We start from the raw sequence: 22,162 nt of genomic DNA, 5'->3' as shown, positions 1-22,162 counted from the left end.
GGGCTGGTTACCGCAGGACGGTATAGTACATGTGTACTATTTTTTAAGCGCCTGAAACACTTTAAGTTATTGAAAATAAGTGCAGATTTCAAACTTCGGGCTTATTGATATCTTTCAGGCGACGCTGGCAGATTTGTTGACGGTTCCACCCCGCACTGACGCTCAATAGTGAGCGATCAAGGCGTCCCTGCTCCTTACTAAAAAGGAAGTTATTGAGTGTTATCTCTTCTTCTGGAAATAGGTCTGGGGATAGCCGATGTTCTCATTGATAATCCGGTATATATCTGGGTCATTGGCGCCCCCCTTCTATTGCTTGCCTTCGGCGTCTGGCTCAATCGGCGTGTAACAACCCTGCGCCTGGAGTCGGCACGGCAAAGCCAGCAGCTGGCGCAAGCGCAGCAGCAGATAGGAAGTCTGCAAGCGCGTATCTCGCTGCTGGAATCGATGCCGGCACAGTCAACAGACTCGGCGGCACAAACTGCCGCGTCCGCACCGCTTCCTGACAATACGTCCACCTCTGTCAGCTCAATGCCCGAGACGGAACTTGTCTGGGAGCTTCCGGCGCAAACTTCGGACGAACTCGCCAAACCCGCCGCATCGTCCGCTACCGGCCAACCGACTGTCCGACCCGCGCCGTCAAAACCTGCCATGCCGAACGCTGTAAACGCCGCGCTTCAAGCTGCGCAGAACTGGCTACTGGGTGGTAACACTGTGCTTCGCATGGGGGCTGTGGTGCTGTTTTTGGGCCTCGCGTTTCTGTTGCGATATGCCACCGAAGGCGTCGTGGTCCCGATTGAAACCCGTTACGCAGGCGTTGCTGGCAGCGCAATCGCGTTACTCGGGCTGGGCTGGTGGTTGCGCCGCCGCAAACCAGCCTTCGCGCTGATGATGCAAGGCACCGGCGTCGGCGTGCTGTACCTGACAGTGAGCGGCGCCATTCGCGTGCACGAGTTGCTGGACCCAACGTTGGGCTTCGCACTATTGATTGTCGTCATGCTGTTCTCCGCCACGCTCGCCATCACCCAGAACTCGCTGGCACTGGCCTGTGCGGCAACACTGGGCGGTTTTGCCGCACCGATTCTGTCCTCCACAGGCCAGGGCAGTCATATCACGCTGTTCAGCTACTTCGCTTTGCTCAATGTCGGGGTTTTTGCCATCGCCTGGTTCAAGACCTGGCGTCTGCTGAACCTGATCGGTTTTTTCGGCACGTTCGGGATTGGCATCGCATGGGGGCTGCGCTCGTACACACCGGATCTGTTCTGGAGCGTTGAACCGTTCCTGATTCTGTTCTTCCTGATGTATCTGGCCATCGGCCTGCTGTTTGCCCGACGCAAGTTGCAGGAACTCAGCGACGCCCCCACGGACGCCAGCCGCGAAGCGATGCTGCAATGGTCTCGACGCCAGGGTGACTACGTTGATGGCACGCTGCTGTTTGGCACCCCGCTCGTGGGCTTCGGTTTGCAATATTCACTGACAGCCGATCTCGAATTCGGCGCGGCGTTCAGCGCTTTGGCATTGGGCATGCTTTACATGGGGATAGCCCGCCTGCTTTCGGGCCGGGCACCAGGGCGTGCCTTGTTGCTGGTAGAAACCTGCCTCGCACTCGGCATTGTGTTTGCGACCTTCGCTATTCCGCTAGGGCTGGGCGCGAAATGGACCACCAGCGCGTGGGCCATCGAAGGTGCAGCGATTTTCTGGCTGGGCATGCGCCAGCAACGGCTGCTGGCCCGCGGCTTTGGTGTGTTGTTGCAAATAGCTGCCGGTCTTGCATTCATCGGCGAGATGACTACCTGGTACTTCCCCTCTACAAAAGGAGGGGATTTCTGGACGCCAATGATCATTGCCCTTGCCGGTTTGTTCAGCGCCCTGCAGATCCACCGCATCAAAACCTTGCGATACATGAACGAGAAAGCACTTTCAGCGATATTGCTGGGCTGGGGTGGTGCATGGTGGGGGATGTCGTTACTCATCGCACACATGCATCTGTTGCCTCACTTCCTGCTGGCGTCATTGTTACTGCTGTCGATCGCGATCAGCGTTGGTCTGTGGACGTGGCTGGCGACACATTGGCGTTGGCCAGGTCTGGCTGCGCTATGCCTGGCGCTGATACCGGCTGGCTGGTTCATGTTGCTCATATGCATGGGCGACTATCGGCACCTGTTCGCCAACTGGGCATGGGTAGGTTGGACCGCAATGCTGATCGTCCACATGTTCTCACTGCATCGCCTGGCTGACTTGCTGCCACGCAGAATACTGGCGGGAGCCCACATTCTGGGTGTCTGGTTATACATTGTGCTGTTCAGCCTGGAGCTGTCTTACGGCGCATACATTCTGGTCAACTCCAATGCCGCTTACAGTGCTTGGAGTTCTCTCGCAGGCTCACTGATACCCAGCTTTTACCTGATTGCCATGGCCGCGAACCGACGCTGGCCATGGCCGGTTGACGCGTACCCCAAGGCTTATCGCGTTTGGGCCGCCGTACCTGTCGTTCTGTGGTTGCTAGGGTGGTTCTGGTTGATGAACTACTACAGCTACGTCGACGCCGACCCTCTGCCCTATGTGCCAGTGCTCAACCCTTTGGAACTGGGCCTGTTGTTCGCCCTGCTGGGAATCGTGAACTGGATCCGCAATAACCTGCCGCATTTCGGCATTGAGGCTCTGCAAGCCAAGCGGCTGGCGATCATCGTAGGTGGCGCCTCGTTGTTCGCGCTGATCACTGGCATGGTGTTCCGCAGCCCCATCGATCCCTCGCTGCTGCAGGCGGCACTTTCGATCGTCTGGACCCTGACGGCACTGGCCTTGATGATCGGCGGCCATCTTCGCAGGCAACGTGAAGTATGGATTACCGGTGCAGTGCTGATCGGGGTCGTGGTTGCCAAGCTGTTCCTGGTAGAGCTGAGCGACCGGGGCGGCATGGCCCGTGTCATCTCCTTCATCGGGGTCGGCATCCTGCTATTGGTGGTGGGTTACTTCGCGCCTCTTCCGCCCAAAAAAAACACGACGCAAAAAGCTGATCCATTTGCCGGCAAGCCGGACCCATCGCTATGAGGAGCACACTATTGAGTTATAAGCAGCTGTTCCGGCTGGCCCTGTGCGGTGTCGCATTGCTGGGTTCTACACTTGCCAGCGCCGATGACACCCAGGCGGATTTCGCGAGCCAGACGCCCTTGAAACTAAGCGGTAACGGCCCTTGGTATCGCATTGAACTGCCCATGAATGTGCAGCTCAATTCGCGCCAGCGGGATCTTGGCGATTTGCGCATTTTCAACGCCCAGGGTCAGGCTCAGGCATATGCCATCGCCCACAATCCGGTTCAGGCGGAGCAATCGCAAACGCCGACGAACGTGAAATGGTTCCCTCTTTACAACAGAGCCAACGAACTCGACAGAGCGCCCAGGATCAAGGTTGAGCGCAGCGCCAGCGGTACACTTGTGGAGGTTGAGCCTCAGGATGGCGCTGCCGCCGATGAGCAAGTCTTGCGTGGCTGGCTTTTGGACATGAGCGCAATCAACCAGCCGCTGCAAAAACTGATTCTCGACTGGGACAGTGCTCAAGACGGCTTTCAGCGTTTCAGCATCGAAGCCAGCGATGATTTGCAGAATTGGAACTCATGGGGCGTGAGCCAGGTAGCGCGTCTGTCATTCGACGATCAAACGGTCGAACAGCGCGAAGTCACCCTGCCCGGTCGCACCGCACGTTATCTGCGGCTGCTATGGAGCTCGACCCCCAACGCGCCGATGCTGACCTCAGCACAAATTCTGACAGTCAACAATGATACCCCCGCGTTGCCGCTTGCCTGGTCGGAGCCAGTGACTGGAAGCGTCGAAAAACCAGGCAGCTATATCTGGCAACTGCCGACTGGCCTGCCCGTCGAGCGCGTGAAAGTCGACATGGCCCAGGCCAACAGCATCGCCCCCGGCCGCGTGTACGGTCGAACGGACAGCAAGGCACCCTGGCAAGCGATCGGCAATGGTCTGCTTTACCGGCTGACGCAAGACGGCAAGGAAGTAGTCCAGAATGAAGTCGAGACCCACGGCACCATCGTGCGTCAGGTGAAACTTGAACTCGATGAGCGCGGTGGCGGATTAGGCGCTTCGTCGCCGACCTTGCGCTTCGCACTGCGTGCGCCTCAGGTGGTCTTCCTCGCCCGTGGCGACGGCCCGTTTACCTTGGCCATTGGGAACCCCGCAGCAAAACCCGCCAACCTGCCCCCTGCAACGCTGATCCCGGACTACAGCGCGCAGAAGATGAGCAGCCTGGGCACCGCCGTGGCCGAGAACACACAGATCAAGCTGATACCCATGTCGCCGGACGACGCATCAGGCCTGAACTGGAAACGTATCGGACTCTTGTCGGTACTGGCTCTGGGCGTGATGTTACTTGGCTGGATGGCGTTGAGTACGCTGCGTGCCTCGCCTTCAACGTCGAGCGCAAGCGCAGCAAGCGACAAGCCTCCAGAACCTCCTCTGGTATTCCGCAAAGGACCACCAGGGAAGAGGGAGTGGGAAGCGCTAGACGGATTCTATCGAGCGCGTTTTGAGGGCGCGCGCGTCGGCCAATGCGTATACCTCGACGTCGATGGCAAACCAGAGGAATCGGTTTTTGTCTGGTCAGAAAGGATTCATGAAAACGGGGTCCCAGTCTGCATATGGAAACTCGACGCAACTCCAGCGTTTGGTGAAGTAAAGGTCGGCCAACACACATATGGCTCTATATTTCTCGCTTTGGCCGAGGCCACAGAGGCGCCGCAAAGTGTATCGATCATTTATGAGCCAGGCATAAGAAACACTGTGCTGGATCGCTATGGGCCGTAATTCGTAACCCGGTCTACCCGGCAAATCAATGCAATCATTTGCTCGTGATATTCAGTATGGCGAGCAAACGAACCCAACCCGATAAACATTGCGAATGCCGTTAATCAATGGACTGAAGTTCCTGACAACTTCGTTTCGCCAGCTGTTTCATAACGCTGGAAATCCAAATGTATCAGAATCTTCACGGCCTTGTGGTGTTTCGCTTTTATACCGTGGTCGTCGAACGGCCTGGCACTGAGGAGTCATCACTATGGCACCGTTGGACATTATAAAATCGTCGTTTGGCCTGTTATGGAAAAATGCGGGGAGCATCGCCGTTTTATGCCTGCCATTGCTGGTATTGGAGATGTGCGTAAAAAATATCATCAGAAGCCAATTGGGGATCGAAAGTCCATGGGTCTGGGACGCTCTGGTCAACCCGATCATTACCCCGTTCTACGCCGCGGTGGTGATCCTCACGCTCGAAGCACGCAGCCGGGAGGAGCGATTGACCAAAGCAGAGGTGCTGTCCATCGCCCTGCGCCGCTGGCCTCATCTGGTGGTACTTTCAGTGCTTGCCGAGTTGCTCTACCTACTCCGCGACCTTCCGTTCATGGGGAAGGAAGAATGGCAACGACTTATGTTCCATACCGTCGACTACGTGCCCGCACAATTCTGGGAAACAGTTGAATTTTTGATGTTCCCCTTCGTATTCTGGCTCACGATCAAACTGATACTCAGCCAGTGTCTGGTTATGTTAAGAGGCCTTAACAGCGTCGGCGCTATACGTGAAAGTTTCCGCATGACGAAAGGGCAAGGCTGGAAAATTTTGGGTTGCATCTTGTGGATCCACATTCCGTACATGCTGATCACCCACAGTATCGCGTTGATGTCACCCGACCTCTATATCCGTTTTATGCAGGACATTCTCGTCGCTCCCGAGCATGGAGTTACGACAAGTATGATTATCTTATGGAGTCAGGCCTTTATCTGGAAAATTCTGATGGTGGTCGTGTCATATCGCCTGTTTACTGTCATCGCGGGCACTCAAACAAGAATGCCTTATCGGTAGACTGAAACATTGGCCGGATTACCCGTTCACGGGGCAATGTCCGCCACGCTGGCGCTAACTTTTCGCCCTCTTTATAAAATGGACGACAGCTCAATGCATAAACTTGCCGTTTTGCCACTGCTATTCTTCCCGTTGTTTGCATCGGCCGACTGCACCGATGAAATCCAGGGCTGGGCCAAGACGCTGCGTCCGGATTTGAAGCTCGACACCGAACATGCGGTGTGCAAAATCAATCCCGGCGACTCCAGCCAGATTCTGGCCGCCCTGCCTTTTGCCGAGAATGTTGCCGAGGATGGCCAGGGCGACTATGGCTTGGGGGTGATAGTCGCAAGCGCAACCACCGGCAAAATCATCGCCAGGCACTATCAAGCGAGGGCGATCAGTTCAGACGCCATCTATTTTTACGGGCTGGAGCTGGATACTGCTCGCTATCAGTTATCACCGAAGCTGCGAGCATTTGGTGTGCGAGTGAACTATGGGGGTTCATCGCGCCCCAACCCGTTCGAAAGTAAAGTCCTGACGCTGTACGCCGCGCTGCCGGGCGATCAATTACGCCCGCTGATGAGCGGGCTGGAAGTCAGCAGAAGCAACGGGGAATGGGACACTCGATGCGCGGGCGAGTTTTCCGATACACAGCGCACAATCTCCATCTCGGACCAGAGTAACAAAGGCCTGGCGGTCCTGAGGGTGGAGCAGAAAGTCATCGACACCCAAACCCGGCCCAAGGGCGAAGAGTGCGAAAGAATTCCGGCCAAGCCTGTGGTTACCCGCTTTACGCTGGAATATGACGGTAGCCAGTATCCAGTGCCGAAAGAGCTGTCTTCTCTTTGATGAATAGCGGCCCCAGATATGGGGCCCCTAGGGCCGGTTGAGCCGCCACCAAGGCGTTCAGATCACTCGCCTGTCTCGGCAAACCATTTGAGTTCCTCTGTCCTGTCAACGGTCATGGTCAACATGCAACCCGCGCCGTTGATCTGATCCATGGTGCCGCCTGAAAAGTGGTAATACATAAAGCAATTAGCGTCTCTGTATTTTACCCATAACCGTTGAGCATCACGCAGTTGCGTTTTTTGCGCGTCTTCAAGGGCGCCCATAGCAGCTTTGTAAGATTCATTCAGGCGGGCGTTCTGCAACGCCAGTTCCTTGTTGTTGCATTCGTTCATGTTGACGGTAATACCTTCAGCCTTCTCTATGCAGGCATCATATTGCGCAGAATATTTGTCCTGCGCAGAGGCCTGCAGGGAGAGTACAACCGCGCACAATACCGCCAGGCATCTCATCATGATTTGAATCCGGTTCAATAATGGGGTTCAGAGATCAAGCATTCCCGAGCTGCCAGGGCTTTTCAATAGTACAGGTGTAGTATTCATCTTTCGTCGGAGCCCACTCTATTGTGTCGATCACTATTGAAAGAGGCTGACAGATGAAAAAAATGATTGGCCTGATCGTCACCAGCGCCCTTCTCCTTGCCGTGACCTGTCACTCGAATGCTGGAGCCGAAGATATTCCGCCCGGCTATTCCGACTTCGGGTTTGCCGAGCGTTGCGACGATGAGAGTGCAAAGTTGACCACGCTTGAAGATATCGCGTGTTCAAGCGAAAGCCTTCGGGCGCAGGACAACAAAATGTTGTCGCTGGTTGAAGATGTAAGGGCAGAAACCAAAGGGGTCGATGGTGAGACCGGCAAGGCACTGGACCCCATGGGCGCACAACAGAAAGAGTGGCGTAATGCCCTGGCCCGCGCGTGTAACGATGCCGCCTGCCTCTCGGTGGCTTACGCTGCACGCATCGCGGCTATCCACAAAGAATGGTCGGAGGCACTGTGATGAATATGCTTACTTACCGGCACACCCGTGGAGCAGTTCTGCTGGCCATGTCGATGATCTCGGCCGCTACGCTGTACAGCGCGCCCTCACTCGCCGCCAATACTCAACTGCCCGCGCAGACAAGCGTGGCGGCGTGTCCGGCTCAGGATTTCGATGGCTTCCTGAAGCGCTTCGCCAATGACATGGAGGTGCAGAAAGCGTTTGTCAGTACACCGTTGCAGAGCGAGTACATCGATACTGAGGCACAACCGGAACCTCGTCCTGTCTCTGAACTACTGGACAAATCCCAACTGCAGTTTCCGCTGATGCCCAGTGATCAGCAGCAGCGTGATCAAGGGTTGACGCTTGCAAAGCGTCTCAAGGGCCCGGATCAGGCGGTGATCAAACTGACCAAAGCCGACACGGGCTATCAGCTCTCATTGTTCTTCAAGCGAGAAGCATGCTGGATGCTATATCGCATTCAGGACGAGTCGCTGTAATCCATATTCTCTGCCGGGCTGTAGAAAATTATCCCTATCGCCCTATTCAAGTTTGCATTAGTGTAAAAGCGCATAGTACATCCGTACTATTGCGCAACTGACGAGATGAAACTTAACTTGACAGTCATAAACAAACGAATTGTTTCGTTTGATCAGCGGTGCATTGATACAAACATAATGGCGTCCTCTATGCAGATATTGACCGTGGAGTTAAGTACCGACCACACGTGACGTTCACCTAGAGGAAATGGCCAACCGTATGAATTCAGTAAACGCGTGCGACTCACCTTCAATATACGGTAGGCCCTGATGACCATACCTTATCTCCCTCTTCAGGCATGGAACAAGCACTGGAAGCTCAGGGGCGAGTCGGTGTACTGCCAGCATTGTGGTTATTCACAACATCTGATCGATCCTCACCCGTTCAAACATGCCCCCCACTGCCCGCACTCTTCATTGCTTTATCAATCACCCGGGCGTGAGTTAGGTCAAATCATTGAGCAGAAGATAAAAGCAGGGTTGTTCTGAATAACGGCTGGCCTGAAGATCACGGTGTCCATCGCAGCAAAACATAACGCGTTGAGGCTAGCCCGCGAAGAGCGAGAATGCGGTACGTCTGACCAACCGAATCGATAGGATCGCGTGCAAGCCTCGCACCTACAGCACGTATTCCATATCAGATAAAAGTGGAACGTTACCCCGGTCGCTCCAACAGGACATATCCTTATGCGCCCAGCCGTCTCTCAGGGCAACGTTCTGGGACTTGCGCGAACGCCCGGACTCGCCTCCTGCGGTTTGTCTGTCCACGTCAGAAGTTTTGACAGGGTTCCATAAGGCGCAGCAAAGCGTTGGCAAGACGCCTCATCGGTCGCATCAGAGAGTCTCGCTGACTGGGTTGCGCCCGTACGCAGCGCTCTCAACCATTCCTTGGCACGGCGCTTGTCCTGATCAGCCAAAGCGTACCGGCTATAGTTCAGTTGCGCGTGAGCATTGCGAGTAATGGTGTCAGCGTCAGCCTGATCCAACACCCGACATAACTGACCGATCATGACCAATCGCTCGAGCCGTACGGTGTTCATGGCCTCGCCCTGCCACTTTTTCCACGAGAGCAATCGCGGTATATCGGCCGGCATTGTTCCGCCTGAGGCGACTGCACTCTGGATGTACCTCATTTCCGGATCTGTTGCGTGCCAGGCAAACCACTCGCTTTCAGTACGGGGCAGCCATTTGTCCCAGTGGGTAAACAACTTGTCAGCCTCGGCACTGTCACCACCCACAGGCGTGCACACAACGGTGCCCGGTTGCGAAGGACGACACTTCCAGGAGGCATCGTTGAGCGCCCGCTCGCTCACAACACTGACAATGCGGGCGGTATTCGCGTCTTTGCCGACAATGCCTACCAATAATCGTGGCGGCTTTGACTGATCAGCCTGGTTGTCTGGTTTATATTCGCAGACAGTCGTGATGGGCGATAACTTCATGTCGGCGGGCCCGCAAGGCGGCTCATCCAGCTCGGTCACATCGAACCAGAGCTCCATAAAATCGCGCATTTTGGACGATGTCCAAGCGAGATCCTCTGAGCGGAAATCCTCCAGCGCTGCCATGGGATCAATAGGCTGCTCTACAGGCGTCAGCGCCATGGCCGGAGCAAGTGCGCCGCTTAGCCATAGAGTCAAGACACACGCTGTTCTGCGTCGTGCAGTACCGGGGACGCCCGCAAACATAGTTGATCTCACCCTTTATCGCTCAAAGGTTTTTCATTTTTGGCGTGGTTGTAGCAGCTGAAAACGCGGATCTTTCGGGTAAGTAGCTACATCATTATCATGCCGACGACTACTCATTGAATAATGAGCAAATAGACGCACCCATATCCGATACTGTTGGGTTTGGTTTCCCGAAAGAACAGGTCTTTTGAGACATCGCGCTATTCATCAAAAGTTTACGCACGCCCCTTTGCAAAGCAATAGCACAATTGTGCTATCGAAAATCTTCGGCAAGTCGACTACGGTTTACGGGCAGCACGAATGGTTTGAGATTAGCGAACAGGATATCTACATGCTTCGTTTCGGATTGCTTTCAGCACTGCTGCTCATACCCGCGCTCCCGGTGCTGGCACAAACAGCCTGCCCCAGTGGCGTTGCACCCGGCAGCCCCCAGTGTGGGCCGGATTCTGGCACGTCAAGAGGTGAAGCCCCTCCCCCTCGCCCTACAGGTGAATGGTTAAAAACATGGGGCGCGGTTGCTGTTGCAGGTAATGGTGATGCAGGCGTCAGTTCCGGGCGCATGACGAAGAAGCTTGCAGAGCAAGCCGCCGTCGACAGTTGTGAAGGGCTTGATTCAGGAAAGTGCACCGTCAGCATGGCTTTTTTTAATCAGTGCGTGGCCGCAGCTGACTCTGGAAAAGGGCAAGGCTCAATCTTTAGCGCCGCGACCATTGAAGAGGCATCACGATTAGCCACAGACCAGTGTGAAAAAAACTCTGGAACCTCTTGCAGAATCACGCTTTCAAAGTGCACCGATCCGATCTTTAAAAGATATTAAATTTTGTCGTTTACGGCGTTCAGGTTGTGTGAAACGAGCCTTACAAGTTAATACTTGTGGAATATAGGGTCCGAGCACCCGGAATACCGGACCTTGCACTCACTCTCGCTATTCTTGTCGCAATTGCTCTTCGCTAATTTAATAGCTATTTTTTCCGTCTCAGCGGCTTGGAAATAAGTACCTGCCGACTGCGAGGAGGCAAATGCGGCACATTGGTTGCGATAGGTCAGATGAACCTCACAATCTGTAGCACCGCCCAAAGCGCACTGATAAATTGCCGCAGCGCGGGCATCGTCTTCAGATAATTTATTGGCTGAAGTACCTGCTTCTCCCAGGGCGCGAGAAGTAGCAATCGCCCCCCAGGTTTTTATCCACTCGCCCGTCCATCTCGGCGCTGAACTGTTCTGACCGCCGCCCTGCGGATCATCCGGAATACATTGCATGCTGCCCGCCTGTACGCCCATCGGGCAGCGGGTCTGTGCATGGGTGAGAGTGCCGAAAAGTGAGACTGTTAAAAAAATCAGAGAGAGATGGTTTTTCATCGCAGACCTATTTGGAGGTTTTCAAAACACTGCACGTTAATCGCGCTGACGCCTGGCGTGACACTCTATGTTTTCAAGTCTTGAGCCAACGGCAATCCCTTTTCGCTCGAGCTGCCCCTGCATGACTTCTAAAGCATATTTGGCAGGCTGCCCGGACAAGTGATAATCAGAAGAATCCGGTTCCATATCCTCCATCTTGAACACCCTCCCATTCTCCCCGATGTAAGCAATGGACAAAGGCACCCACGTGTTGCGCATCCAGAACGAAAGCGTTCCAGCTGACTCATAGGCAAACAGCATTCCGGGCCCCACATCGTCCAGATAGGACAGCCCTTTTGATTGCTGCGGCCAGGTACGCGCGACCGGTACGTTCAGGAGTTTGATGCTTCCTGTGAATGTCAGGTCGCATAACTCTGTTACTTCAGCGGCGGCCAGCGGTATGTTTAGGACCCATACAAGCAGCAAACCAGTGACGCCTCTGAGAGCCAAGGTTTTCAAAGCGTTCACAGTCATCAAAGGTCACGGCTTCGGCAGATATATTATCTGGACCGGTGTGTTGTATTTTGTGTAAGACCCTGAGGGTTCCACGTTCGGTTTCAGCCCCGGATACCACGCTCTGAACTGTGTGTCCGACAGCCATTCAAGTTGCAACTGTTCGACTGGCAATCCGGGCGGTCTCGCCTTGAACCCTGTAAAGGACTTCACATCCGAATGGCATTCTTCCGATACGCCCGCATCAAGGATGTTGACCTCCAGTTGCTCGCCCCAGGTAATGGATCCAGTTTCAGGACAGCTTCGAACCTGAGCGTGGTATTTGCCACTGGGTGAAGGAAGGTCGTAAACGATTTTGTCGGGCCCGCAGGCTGTCAGCAGGACAGATGATGCGAGTAGAAGCAGAGCAAACTTCTTCACAGCAATATTCCAGATTGAATCACTTTCACCTGCCTCCGCCAGTAAATGTCCCGACGCATTATCGTGTGTCGACCGAGCTCGCTTGCCGAAAGTGAGTTTTTCGTTGATCAATCAACCGCTTCCCCACCTTTGGCCAGACGCGCCACGCCACATGCAATATTTGCGATGATTACTCAGCCAGCTTACACAGAAGACAGTTTTTCTTAAGTTCACCACTTCCAAAAAAAGCGTCCATAAAACCACAGTTCTCCACCTCGTAATCCACTACGATGTCCTGAGGGTCAGCGATGACCTTGACATAGCAATATTCCGTCCACGTATTCTGTTGGTATTGATCGGTAATTTGAAGATACCCTGCGCTCCGGTCATGAGTAGACCCCATGTATTTATTTTCCGAAAAAGTACCCTTATATCGGCTCCAGAAATAAGAAGTGTTCTCCGGATTTTTACGGTCAGGTTCTACAGTTTTAGGCTCGCCCATCAGAGGCGCAAGTTTTGCGATGGCTTCATTGACATCTTTTCCCTTGACATCTTTTACACTACTCAGCTCTTGGCTCGGAACCGAAGTACACCCCACCAATGAAGACAGCAAAACGGCGACAAGTGCATGTTTTATTGCCGTGCCTCTCACCGCTTTGCCAGCGGCTGTCCGTTCGGATAACGCTATCCGCTGCTCAGCTTTTTCATTCATCAAACTCGTCATAAACCGTCTCGCTCAAAACTGCTGACATGGGTCGGATTGTGAAAAATCATATTCGACGCTCTGAAGTTTTTCGATAGTACAGGTGTACTACCCAGCGCCCTATGTGACGACGCAGTCGTATGGCAATTGCCAAGTGATGAGCAACCCTATTCATCAAAACGTGTTGAAGAACGGCTCGGTACATTCCGTGAACGTCACCTTGCAGGATGCGCCTTGACGTCGCTCACAACTTTCAAGTGCGCGAGCGCCCGCGGTTTTTTCATCTTTGCCAGTGTAGATACTGCTTTTGCCGACACCTGCTGATGGAATTGCCATTGCCACGCACTGGTTGAAATACGTCATATCAACGGTACAGTCCGTAGCGCCCGACGCATTGCATTTGCCCAGCACTTCCTGTCTGGCGTCTTCTTCACTGAATTTGCCGGTGGTGCTCCACCCCTCGTCGCGCTGAGCAGAACCCGCAATCGCCCCCCATGTCTTGATCCACTCCCCGGTTAGCCTCGGCGGCGCTTCTGATCTTGATGTACCCGAGTCAGGCCCGCACTGAGGGCTGCCTGGCGCTACACCACTTGGGCACGCCGTTTGAGCAAATGCAGACTGCGCTATCAGCAGCAGGCCAGCTGTAAATAAGGGGGCGCGTAGCATCTTGGTGGTCCTTCGGAATCTATTCTTCATCGTTAAGTTCACAAGCTCTACTCCAGCAAAAGACGCCGGGCGAGCCCTTCGATATATGCTTCATCCTGACCGTTGGGATGCGCCTCGAACGCCAGGTGCAGGTACTCGTGCGTCAGGTCGAGACGGTCTTGAAGCGACAGCACGCCACGTACGTAGATCCGGTTGCGTTCGCGATCGACATGGGGATTACCGAAGGCAACACGACATACGGCAAACGCTCTGACTTCGTTGTAGCCAACCTCCCCTTCGAGCCGTTGACGCCACACCCGGCGCTGTTTTTGCAGCCACTCCTGAGCGTCGGGCAATGCGGTACAGGACGCGACCGGATTGTCCCAGCGACCAAGACTCGCGCGAGGATAGGCGTGCGACAGGATGGCGTCGTAACGCTGACCTGCATTGGCTTGCTCCACCGCTTGCTGCCAGGACAATTTATCGGCATCCGGTTGCGTCAAGTGATAGGTGACATTCGTGCCCACCAGGATCAGGTCGCTAGTCCATGCGGTTATGCCGCGTGATTCGGCATTCGCCGGGCGTGGCGCCACTCGCTGTCGGTTGCTGCTGTCATCGATGCTCAGACATTCACCCGTGCGGCTGGCGTTTTGCAGCAGATAAGTGCGAATCGCGACGGCCAGCGCCTTGGCTGCTTCGGCGGGTTCTGCTTTGGCCTCGCGTTGCAGCACGCGCGCGACGTACTCCTCGCGGTCGAGCCGGGCGACCAGCTTGTCCTTCATCAGAAAGAGTTCGCCGTCGCTGTGGATGTCCAGTTGATTGCCATTCAAAAACTCGACGCGGTAGTCGCCCAGCAAGGGGCCTGACTCAACGGCGCGGCCCGCCTTGAGTACATGCACGATCGGGTAACGTGAAAACAGGTCGACTTCCACGCAACGTCCCGGCTCGGCGGGCCAGCCTGCGGGCAGGACTGACGCCAGGGCTTCGCTGTAATTGCGCAAGACTGTCTGACTGGTGCCGCGCCCCTGCGCCCAGATCGGTGTGCCATCCACGGTCCAGCCGGCAAAACCACCCTCCCGTTGCGCAGCGGCTTCGTCGGCGAACCAGCTCCAGGTTTTGATCCGTAGAAGACCACCCAGCGCGCCAACGACATTGCTGTCCGCCGCGCCCAGCACTACGTCAAGCAGCACCCGTCGTGCCTGATCCTGTGCCGGAAGGGTGCCGAGCGTTTCAAGCAATTGCACCACGGGGACTTGGGTCTGCGGCTGCAGCGTGGAAGTGCTGAGCAGCCATTGCGGTGCTTTGCGCGCTTGCCAATAGGCCCGCCATTCAGGCTCGGAGATGCCGAGTCGCTGAGGCTCAAAATACAAGCCACAGGACTTCACCAATGCCTGATCGCGGCCGATACTGCCACCGGCCGTGCAGCAATAAACTTCTTCTTTGGACTGCCCTCGGCACTCATAGGCGGACTCGGTGGCGTCGGTGTCCACCAACCAGGCGTAGACAAACAACTTCCACAGACTGCCCAGTGGTGCCTGTAAATCCGCAGGCAGCGGAGCCCGCGAAACAAGCCCGGTACGGTTGAGGGACAACAGCTCGCCCTTCAACGCGACCTGAACCTGATCCTCCTGCGCTGAGGCCAGCGCAGGAAGTAACAACAGCACCAGCCAGAGCCAGCGTGAACGCATGTCAGTTGACCTTGATCTGGCCGAATGCAGGTTTCTGCTCAAGGGCCTGATGCTGCGGTGCGTAGACTTGCGTGAAGCGCACCGGCGGCAGGTTGAACTGGCCTTTTTGCGAGAAGCGCACCAAATGCCGCATACGCAGTTCACCGCTCAATGCATCCACCGGAATCGCGTAGCCAAGCTGGCCCGGCTCGAAGCGCGCCTTCTCAAGCGCCGTCGCTTGCGTACCCGCCTTGCCTTGGAGCTTGATGCCCCAAGTCGTTTGTTCGACATCGGCACCGGGTGGCAGCGGTACCTCAATCATGCCGTAGCGCATTGGCTTGGCAGCCTTGCTGGTGATGATCACTTCGTCCAGATAGAGGCTGTCACTGGACAGTGGTTTACCGTCGACCGCTTCGAGAGTGAACGTGAACGCTTCAGTGCCCGGTACAAGACGGGAAAGACGGCGAGTGACGGTCACTGGCATTGACTCCGCTACAGGCTGTCGGGTCTGGTAGCTGAGCAACGCACGCAGCGGGCGCTCCTGGGCTCCGGCCAATGACAACGATGCAGGTACTGGATTGGCTCCCTCCCATGTCCAGTACATTTCACCGCTGACACCGTAGCGCTTCTTCCAGCCTTCGCCTGGCGCCAGCGCGATGGTCGGCGACGCCTGCTCGATACTGCGCTGCAGCCAGCTCAGCGCCAAGGCACGCTCAAGGGTTGATTGCTGCGGCAGTAGACGCTCCAGCAACGCACGCGCACGTCCTTGATCAAAACCTTTCAGCGACAGATTCAAGGCTTCGGCGAATGGCTCGGAGCTGACATCCAGTCGCTGCTGGGCACCCGGCAACTGACGACTAAACGCCTCCGGCATGACCACCTTGTTCTGTCTGGCCAGCGAAGCCGTGATGACCCGCGCGGCTGCGAGGCCTAAAGCAGAGTCCGGGGCGTTCATGACGATACTCCCCTCATCCATGTCCATCACATTGGCCTGCACGCCCTCGCCGGCTTTCGCCAGGTCATCCATCAAGCCACCGAGCAACGTATTGACCGGCAATTGCATTTGTCTGGCAAAGGAGAGGATCAGTGCACGTTGCAACAGCGGTGTTTTCCCGGCCTGCTTCGCATAGACAGCCAGCACACGCTGCCAATGGTCTGGCGGCAGCGATAACTCCAGCGCCTTGCTCGCGTGCCAGTCAGCGTAGTAGGCGTAAGCCGTGAGGAACGCGTCCGGCTCACCGCCATATCCCCACCAGGTGAAACTCGCCGAAGGCCCCGCCAGATGCACCAGCCGTAAACGGCTGTTCTGCATGATCAGGCGCAAGCGGTCCCTGATTTGCGGATCAGATGACAGCATCGGATACGCTATGCCCAGTGGCAGCAAACGGCTGGCTGTCTGCTCGACACCGCCATAGGGGTAGCTCAGCAGATCATCCAGTGCCGAGCGAAACAATGCTTGCGGGCTGTCATCCAAACGCAGCCGAATGGCGGTCGCGTCGGCTGGCAAGGTCAGCGGCGTATCGCCACTGACCGCGTCCAGACTCTGGCTCTGCGTGACCTGCCAGCCCTCACCGGTGGAAGCCAGGCTCACAGCCAGTGCGTCAGCGACTTTACCGTCCTGGACCAGCTCGGCCTTCCACTCGCCACTCGCCAGCGGGAATGCAGGCAATGCGATGTAGTTGATGCCTTTGTTCAGGGTCACCGGTATACGCTGCTCGGCACCGCCGTAATGGGTCACGAGTTCTGATTTGACAGGCTGGTCGGCCTGGCTGAACGCGAACACGCCGAGGTCCGGTTTATCGCCAGCGCGGAATCGGGTTGGCCCGCTCCATTTCAGGTACAACGGTTTTTCCGAGCGTACGAACTGCTTTTTCTGACCAACTTGTCCTGTTTGATCGATGGCACGGGCAGTGATTCGCCAGCGAGTCAGCGAGTCCGGCATTTTGAAGGTGAAGCGCACTTTACCGTTGGCATCGGTCAGCAGTTCAGGCTCCCACGCGGCGGTATCAACGTCTTCACGACGTGGCCGCTCCAGCACTTTTACGCTGCGATCACTGCGATTGGCTTTGCCCGGAGCTGTCGGGCTGCCAGGCAACGCGACGTCGTAGCTGATGAAGGACAAACTGGCACTGGTGCGCACGTTGTTGCGGCGCGGGTGGTGGAAGAACTGGTCGATGGCAGGCGCAATTTCCGGCTGCAGCGCATAGATCATTTCGTCCACCACGCTGACCGTCAGGTGCGCGGGGATCGGTTTGCCTGCGAACTGAGTCGTCAGGTCCACCGACACGGTGTCGCCCGGTCGATAAGCATCTTTGTCGGTGGCAATCGCCACGTCGATCTGCGGTGCAACGACCTTGATCCCGGCGTTCTGGAAGCTGTACTGCCCGCCTTTGGTGTACAGCACCGAAAAGGTCAGGTTCGGTGCAAAATTGTCCTTCACGGCAATGCGTGCGCGGTACTGGGTATCGTTGAGTTTTTCCAGCTTCAACCAGTCGCCACCCTTGGACAGCAACGCCGTGGCTTCGACCTTGTCCCGCTCCAGAGACAGCAATGCATCGCTGACGGGCTCAGGGAAGGTGATCAGCGCCGAGGCTTCGTCGCCGACTGTGTACTCGGATTTGTCGAAAATGACTTCGACGGTACCCGCTACCGCCTTGACGCCGGCCCCCGTTACCGAGTGCCCCGTGGCCCCCAGCAAATGACCGTTTTCATCCATCAACGTCAGGTTGTAAGTGCCCGGTTGCTGAAAGGTCACACCGAAACCCTGGTCCGCCGCGACAAGCTTGTCGCCGCCACTGGTCTGGTCCTCCAGACGCACCCATTTATAGCTGGCAGGCGTGGAGGCTTTTCTTTGCTCGCTGCCGCCTTCACTGGAATAGCTGAAGGCAACTTTCTCACCGACGGCACTGAAACGTTGCGGGGCTTTAATGCGGTAGCTGGCGGCGCCTCGGTCAATCAGGATTTCTTTCGTGGTCCGGACACGATATGCAGCACCGTCACTGGCAAACACAGTGAGCATGTAACGACTGGGTCTGAAGGCAGGTGGCAGGTCGATTGTCGCGTTGCCTTTCGCGTCAGTGGTGAGTTCGGCGCTTTTCAATTCCACCGGGAATTGCCCGAGGTATTGCAGCTCATTATCGACAGTCGACAGCTGTTGAGCGCGCAAGCTCAAGGTCAGTTTTGCATTCGCCACCGGCTTGCCGTCCGGATAGAGCAAGGTCAGATTGCCTTTCACCGGCTCGTTGATGCTGTAGTCCTGCTTGGCCAGGTTCAGGGAAATCTCAAAGTGCGGCTTGATGTACTCCGCCACGCGAAATGCGCTGCTGTAGGCCTGATCCCTGTAGCTGAAACGCACTTCATAGCCACCCGCGACTGCATTATCCGGAAGCTGGAAACGGCCTTGAGCGCCCGCCTTCGAATCGAGCTTCAGGGCCAGTGACTGCAGCGCCGTACCGGTTGCATCCAAGATGGTCACATCAACGTCGGCAGCGACGGGTGCAACGGAATCGCGAGCATTTTTGAACTCACGGCCAACGATCTTCAGAGATACCCAATCGCCGGGGCGATATAGCGGCCGGTCAGTGAATGCGAAGAGTTTGGTGTCGTAGATCTCGCTGTCGTAGTAGAAATTCTCCGCGACGAAAACACCGCCTTCCTGGTCTTCGCCTATCACGAATGAACGTTCGGGGCTGACGTGTTTCAGTCTGAGCAAACCCTGCGCGTCAGTCGCGCCGCTGCTCATGACGCCCAGGCCGTCGGTCCAGAGCACGTTGACCTTATCGGCCGGGCTGCCTTCGTTTTTGCGGGCGGCCCACACGAGAAGCTCATCACCGGCAACCTTGCTCACTGCAACGGTATTGGAAACGAACACCATGGTCGTGGCGCGGTACTTGCCGATCAGCGCCTCCACGAGATATAGGCCGGGCTTCAACTTGCCCAGAGGGATGTAGACGTTACCGGGCACGACTTTGATGAACTTGCTTGACGAGCCGTTCAGGTCAACCCCAGCCGGCGGCTGGATTGGTTTTGCCTCCCAGATCGGATAACGGAACTGACTGACCACCGGCAAACCGGGTATCAGTGCAAACTGCGCTTGCGCCTCATAAGGTGTAGGCGCAGACATCGCGTTACCCATCTTCAGTTCAGGCACTTCTTCTGTGACCTGCTTGCGGGACTCATAGGAAAACGCCCGCTGCATGACGCGTCGGGACTGGCGATACCAGCTGTCCCAGAGGTACGAGAGGGTGTTGGACAGCCCCTCTCCCCTGAACTGCCCCTCACTGACTACGCGATGCAGATTTTTCTGACGTTTGAGGAAGTCCATGGGTTTGTCGATGCGATACACACGGATATCCGCGCCCCCGTAAGGCTGCATGCGGAACCGGCGATAATCACGGCCCGGGGCCTCAAGACGTACCGCGGCCTGCTCATCGCTGGAAAAGCTGCTGTCCGCCAGCAGGAAAAAGCTTTCTCCCGGCACTGCGCTATAGCCGCTGGGCTCGACGCTGTCATCGGCGTTGACGCTGGAAAGAGGCAGCAAAAGAGCCAGCGACAATGAAATCAGAGAGCAAATACGCGGCATGCGGGCACCGATCATTGGGAGAGAAAGTTGAGTCGATAGACGCCGATAAAATTCGGGTTGGCAGCGTCGGGTATCCATCGGGTGTCCTTCCATGTCATGAGTTGCTGCAGGCTTGCCGAGCGCATGCCGTTGTCAGTGGATGTCGTGGTGCCGGTGTGATAGGCGATGTAGCGGCCCATCCAGATCATCAGGTGCTGGTCGTCGCCCTGATCGAAAAACATCAGGTCGCCCGGTCGGGCCTGAGCCATGTCGCGTCCGACCAGATGACTGTTGAACTGAATCAGTTTGATCGCATTCACGTAGGGCCCGGTTTTCCCGTCGCCCTGCTGCCACTGCTGTGCGAGTCCTCGCTGAGCGTCGCTCAGTTGCATCTCGGGCGGCAGGTATCGGTTGGACAAACCATTGCTGCGCAGCCACTTATCGTCATGAACCTTCAGCGCTTCATTACTGGCAAAGCGCACCAGGCCAGCGCAATCCTGCTGATACCAGCGCGGGCTGGGGCCCTGGGCCAATTGCTCTTGAGCAATCCTTACAAACCAGGCACGGAATACCTGAGATTGCTGGGCGTCGAGCGCTGGCACCGCACTGGCAAACGCAGGGCTGCCGAGCAGTATCGCCAACAGCGCAAGGCCCCGACCCAGAGCAATCACAGCGGCTTCCACTCCAGTGGCATCCACTGCCACAGGCCATCGGGTTCAGCGCCTTTTGGCAATGTCAGCGCGTACTTGCCGTAACCACCGAGCTTCTTCAGTTTCGGGATCAGATGAGTCTGCGCGGCGTTGTAAAAAACCGGCTCCATGTCCTTGGGCAAACTGCCCAGGGTTTCCTGCTGCAGGAGTTGCGCAATGGCGCCAGGGTTGAAATAGACCGGAACCAGTTGATCGCCTGGAAGCACGTCAGCCAGCGGCGGGAAACGTTTGTCGAGGGTGCCGACAGCTTTGTCAACGAGCTGATCATCAAGGGAAAACAGCAATGTCGAACCGTGACGCGCCAGGCTGACCTTCATGAACGCATTGCCGCTGACAGCGTCAGGATTTTCCGCGTCTCTGGCCCGGTACGGACCAAAACGGGTGCTGACTTGTCGCTGCCATTGATGGCTGTCGCCCTGCTGCTTCTCGACCACCGGAAACACATGACCCTCGGCATTTGCTTCGTAGGCGCCGACCATGGAACCGAACAGCTTGCCCAGATCGCCGTCAAGGCTGGCGCTGTTTTTGTCGGTCAGATGGGCGACCAGCAACGGCGTGTACAACCGTGAATCGGCGTACCAGCAAAGACCCGCTGCATCAGAGATGTGCGCAGTGAGCGCCTGGGCAACCGGCTCCTCTGCGCCGAGCTTCACCAGCAATGGCTTTTGTTGCGCGGCCGCAAGGGGCAAGGCCACACACGCGCTGGCCCCTATGGGCATCGCTTGCCAGATCGGTTTGAAATCCAAACCTGGCTGATTTTCGGTTTCGTTCATCGCCAGAAAGCTGTGCCAGCCCTTCTCGTCCATTTCAAAACGCAGACCGGCGAAGTTCGGAATGAAGCGCTGATACCCCATGGCCAGAACACTGGCATTGACCGACAGACGTTGCTTCACCTGCGGCGCGCGCGGCTGCAAACCGAATGCTTCGGTAAACAGTTTTTCGCCACTGAGTAATGCAGCGAGGGCTTCGGGTGAAATACTGCCTGCTTCCGGGGCAGATTTTCCGTATTCCTCTCCCAGAGGCTGACTCAGGCTGGAAGGCTCCCGTTCATAGGTAGCCGAATCACGCCCTGCGATTTTGTTCGGGTTCGACACCACCACGAGCTTGTCGCCATAGGAGGCGAACGCCAGCGACTTGCTGGCGTTGTAATTCAGAAGATAAAGCGGCACTTCATCGGAGCCGATCTTCACGACACCAATTTCGCTTAACTGCGGGTCATAGAGCACTTTGAGTAGTTGCTCCAGCATCTTGGCCATGCCGCCACGATCCATGACCATGAGAAAGTCTTTGAGTCGCCCGTCCTTGCCACGCCACAGTGCGATGTCCGCAGGCTGATCAAGGAGTTGCTCAATCAGGGTGTCCTGTAATGTCAGGTCGTACTCGTAGATGATTCTGCGCAGGCTGCCGATCAATCCGAGGCGGTCAGCATGGGTTTCGTAATAGAAAACGAAATCTTCGGTCAGTGTGTCCTTGAGGAACGGCACCGCCAGCAGATCCCTGGGCAACTGGCTCAAGGATGTGGTTTCCAGCAGGCCATCCGGACGGCTCAAACGCAGTTTGTCGCTGGCAATTTCGGCCATTGGCGCCTTGGGTTTGTGCATGAACCAGCCCATTGCACCGGCCACACCGGCGACCAGACACAGCCCGCCCAACAGCATCGGCCAACGCCGGGCAGGTTTGACGGCGGGCGTGCCGGTTGGCTCGGAAGTCGCTGAAGTCGAGTTATCGCTCAT

17 protein-coding genes and 1 pseudogene are annotated in these 22,162 nt (G+C 56.3%); 7 read left to right on the top strand and 11 right to left on the bottom strand.

The window, feature by feature from the left end:
- The first annotated feature begins 216 nt into the window (after positions 1–216).
- From ABRP31_RS13630 to ABRP31_RS13615, 4 genes and pseudogenes are all read left to right on the top strand, one after another.
- Positions 217–3,048, top strand: coding sequence for a DUF2339 domain-containing protein (locus ABRP31_RS13630; protein WP_349969946.1), 2,832 nt, complete (start codon positions 217–219; stop codon positions 3,046–3,048).
- A pseudogene (locus ABRP31_RS13625) lies at positions 3,045–4,415 on the top strand (DUF3999 domain-containing protein); the annotation flags it as partial. The gene ABRP31_RS13630 and the pseudogene ABRP31_RS13625, both read left to right, overlap by 4 nt.
- Positions 4,416–5,064: 649 nt before the next feature.
- Positions 5,065–5,865, top strand: coding sequence for a hypothetical protein (locus tag ABRP31_RS13620; RefSeq protein WP_087264417.1), 801 nt, complete (start codon positions 5,065–5,067; stop codon positions 5,863–5,865).
- Between the two features lie 93 nt (positions 5,866–5,958).
- The gene (locus tag ABRP31_RS13615) at positions 5,959–6,696 is read left to right on the top strand and encodes a hypothetical protein (protein ID WP_349969944.1); all 738 of its coding nucleotides are present in this window, start codon (positions 5,959–5,961) and stop codon (positions 6,694–6,696) included.
- Between the two features lie 62 nt (positions 6,697–6,758).
- Here the strand turns inward: ABRP31_RS13615 and ABRP31_RS13610 are convergent, their stop codons facing one another.
- On the bottom strand, positions 6,759–7,148 hold the full coding sequence (locus tag ABRP31_RS13610) for a lysozyme inhibitor LprI family protein (RefSeq protein WP_349969942.1): 390 nt from the start codon (positions 7,146–7,148) through the stop codon (positions 6,759–6,761).
- 140 nt (positions 7,149–7,288) lie between these two features.
- Between ABRP31_RS13610 and ABRP31_RS13605 the strand changes: the two genes are divergently transcribed.
- On the top strand, positions 7,289–7,690 hold the full coding sequence (locus tag ABRP31_RS13605) for a hypothetical protein (RefSeq protein WP_349969940.1): 402 nt from the start codon (positions 7,289–7,291) through the stop codon (positions 7,688–7,690).
- Positions 7,690–8,169 (top strand): hypothetical protein, encoded by a 480-nt coding sequence (locus tag ABRP31_RS13600; RefSeq protein WP_349969938.1) that lies wholly within the window; start codon positions 7,690–7,692, stop codon positions 8,167–8,169. The genes ABRP31_RS13605 and ABRP31_RS13600 overlap by 1 nt, the downstream gene beginning before the upstream one ends.
- A 743-nt stretch (positions 8,170–8,912) precedes the next feature.
- Here ABRP31_RS13600 and ABRP31_RS13595 read toward each other — a convergent pair.
- On the bottom strand, positions 8,913–9,845 hold the full coding sequence (locus ABRP31_RS13595; protein ID WP_349969936.1) for a hypothetical protein: 933 nt from the start codon (positions 9,843–9,845) through the stop codon (positions 8,913–8,915).
- 235 nt (positions 9,846–10,080) lie between these two features.
- On the opposite strand from ABRP31_RS13595, the gene ABRP31_RS13590 reads away from it, so the two are divergent.
- Positions 10,081–10,710, top strand: a complete 630-nt coding sequence (locus tag ABRP31_RS13590) for a DUF4189 domain-containing protein (RefSeq protein WP_349969935.1) — start codon at positions 10,081–10,083, stop codon at positions 10,708–10,710.
- 47 nt (positions 10,711–10,757) lie between these two features.
- Here the strand turns inward: ABRP31_RS13590 and ABRP31_RS13585 are convergent, their stop codons facing one another.
- The 9 genes from ABRP31_RS13585 to ABRP31_RS13545 form a co-directional block, all read right to left on the bottom strand.
- Complete coding sequence (locus tag ABRP31_RS13585) at positions 10,758–11,252, bottom strand: DUF4189 domain-containing protein (RefSeq protein WP_349969934.1); 495 nt, start codon at positions 11,250–11,252, stop codon at positions 10,758–10,760.
- A gap of 36 nt (positions 11,253–11,288) precedes the next feature.
- The gene (locus tag ABRP31_RS13580) at positions 11,289–11,765 is read right to left on the bottom strand and encodes a DUF192 domain-containing protein (RefSeq protein WP_349969932.1); all 477 of its coding nucleotides are present in this window, start codon (positions 11,763–11,765) and stop codon (positions 11,289–11,291) included.
- 6 nt (positions 11,766–11,771) lie between these two features.
- Positions 11,772–12,275, bottom strand: a complete 504-nt coding sequence (locus ABRP31_RS13575) for a hypothetical protein (RefSeq protein ID WP_349969930.1) — start codon at positions 12,273–12,275, stop codon at positions 11,772–11,774.
- 58 nt (positions 12,276–12,333) lie between these two features.
- Positions 12,334–12,867, bottom strand: a complete 534-nt coding sequence (locus ABRP31_RS13570; protein WP_349969928.1) for a hypothetical protein — start codon at positions 12,865–12,867, stop codon at positions 12,334–12,336.
- 153 nt (positions 12,868–13,020) lie between these two features.
- Positions 13,021–13,512: a DUF4189 domain-containing protein gene (locus ABRP31_RS13565; protein WP_349969927.1), complete on the bottom strand. Its 492-nt coding sequence runs from the start codon at positions 13,510–13,512 to the stop codon at positions 13,021–13,023.
- A 47-nt stretch (positions 13,513–13,559) separates the two neighbouring features.
- Positions 13,560–15,179 (bottom strand): DUF2300 domain-containing protein, encoded by a 1,620-nt coding sequence (locus ABRP31_RS13560; RefSeq protein ID WP_349969925.1) that lies wholly within the window; start codon positions 15,177–15,179, stop codon positions 13,560–13,562.
- Between the two features lies 1 nt (position 15,180).
- The gene (locus ABRP31_RS13555) at positions 15,181–19,755 is read right to left on the bottom strand and encodes an alpha-2-macroglobulin (protein WP_349970170.1); all 4,575 of its coding nucleotides are present in this window, start codon (positions 19,753–19,755) and stop codon (positions 15,181–15,183) included.
- On the bottom strand, positions 19,752–20,390 hold the full coding sequence (locus ABRP31_RS13550) for a DUF1175 domain-containing protein (RefSeq protein ID WP_372489439.1): 639 nt from the start codon (positions 20,388–20,390) through the stop codon (positions 19,752–19,754). The genes ABRP31_RS13555 and ABRP31_RS13550 overlap by 4 nt, the downstream gene beginning before the upstream one ends.
- Positions 20,387–22,162 carry a DUF2138 domain-containing protein gene (locus ABRP31_RS13545; RefSeq protein WP_349969924.1) on the bottom strand — a complete coding sequence of 592 codons (1,776 nt, stop codon included), beginning with the start codon at positions 22,160–22,162 and terminating at the stop codon, positions 20,387–20,389. Before ABRP31_RS13545 ends, ABRP31_RS13550 begins: the two co-directional genes overlap by 4 nt.

It is taken from the genome of Pseudomonas caspiana, assembly GCF_040224095.2.
Taxonomy (GTDB): Bacteria; Pseudomonadota; Gammaproteobacteria; order Pseudomonadales; family Pseudomonadaceae; genus Aquipseudomonas; species Aquipseudomonas caspiana.
The sequence above is the reverse complement of the archived record's forward strand: the minus strand, read 5'-3'. Positions and strand labels throughout refer to the sequence as shown.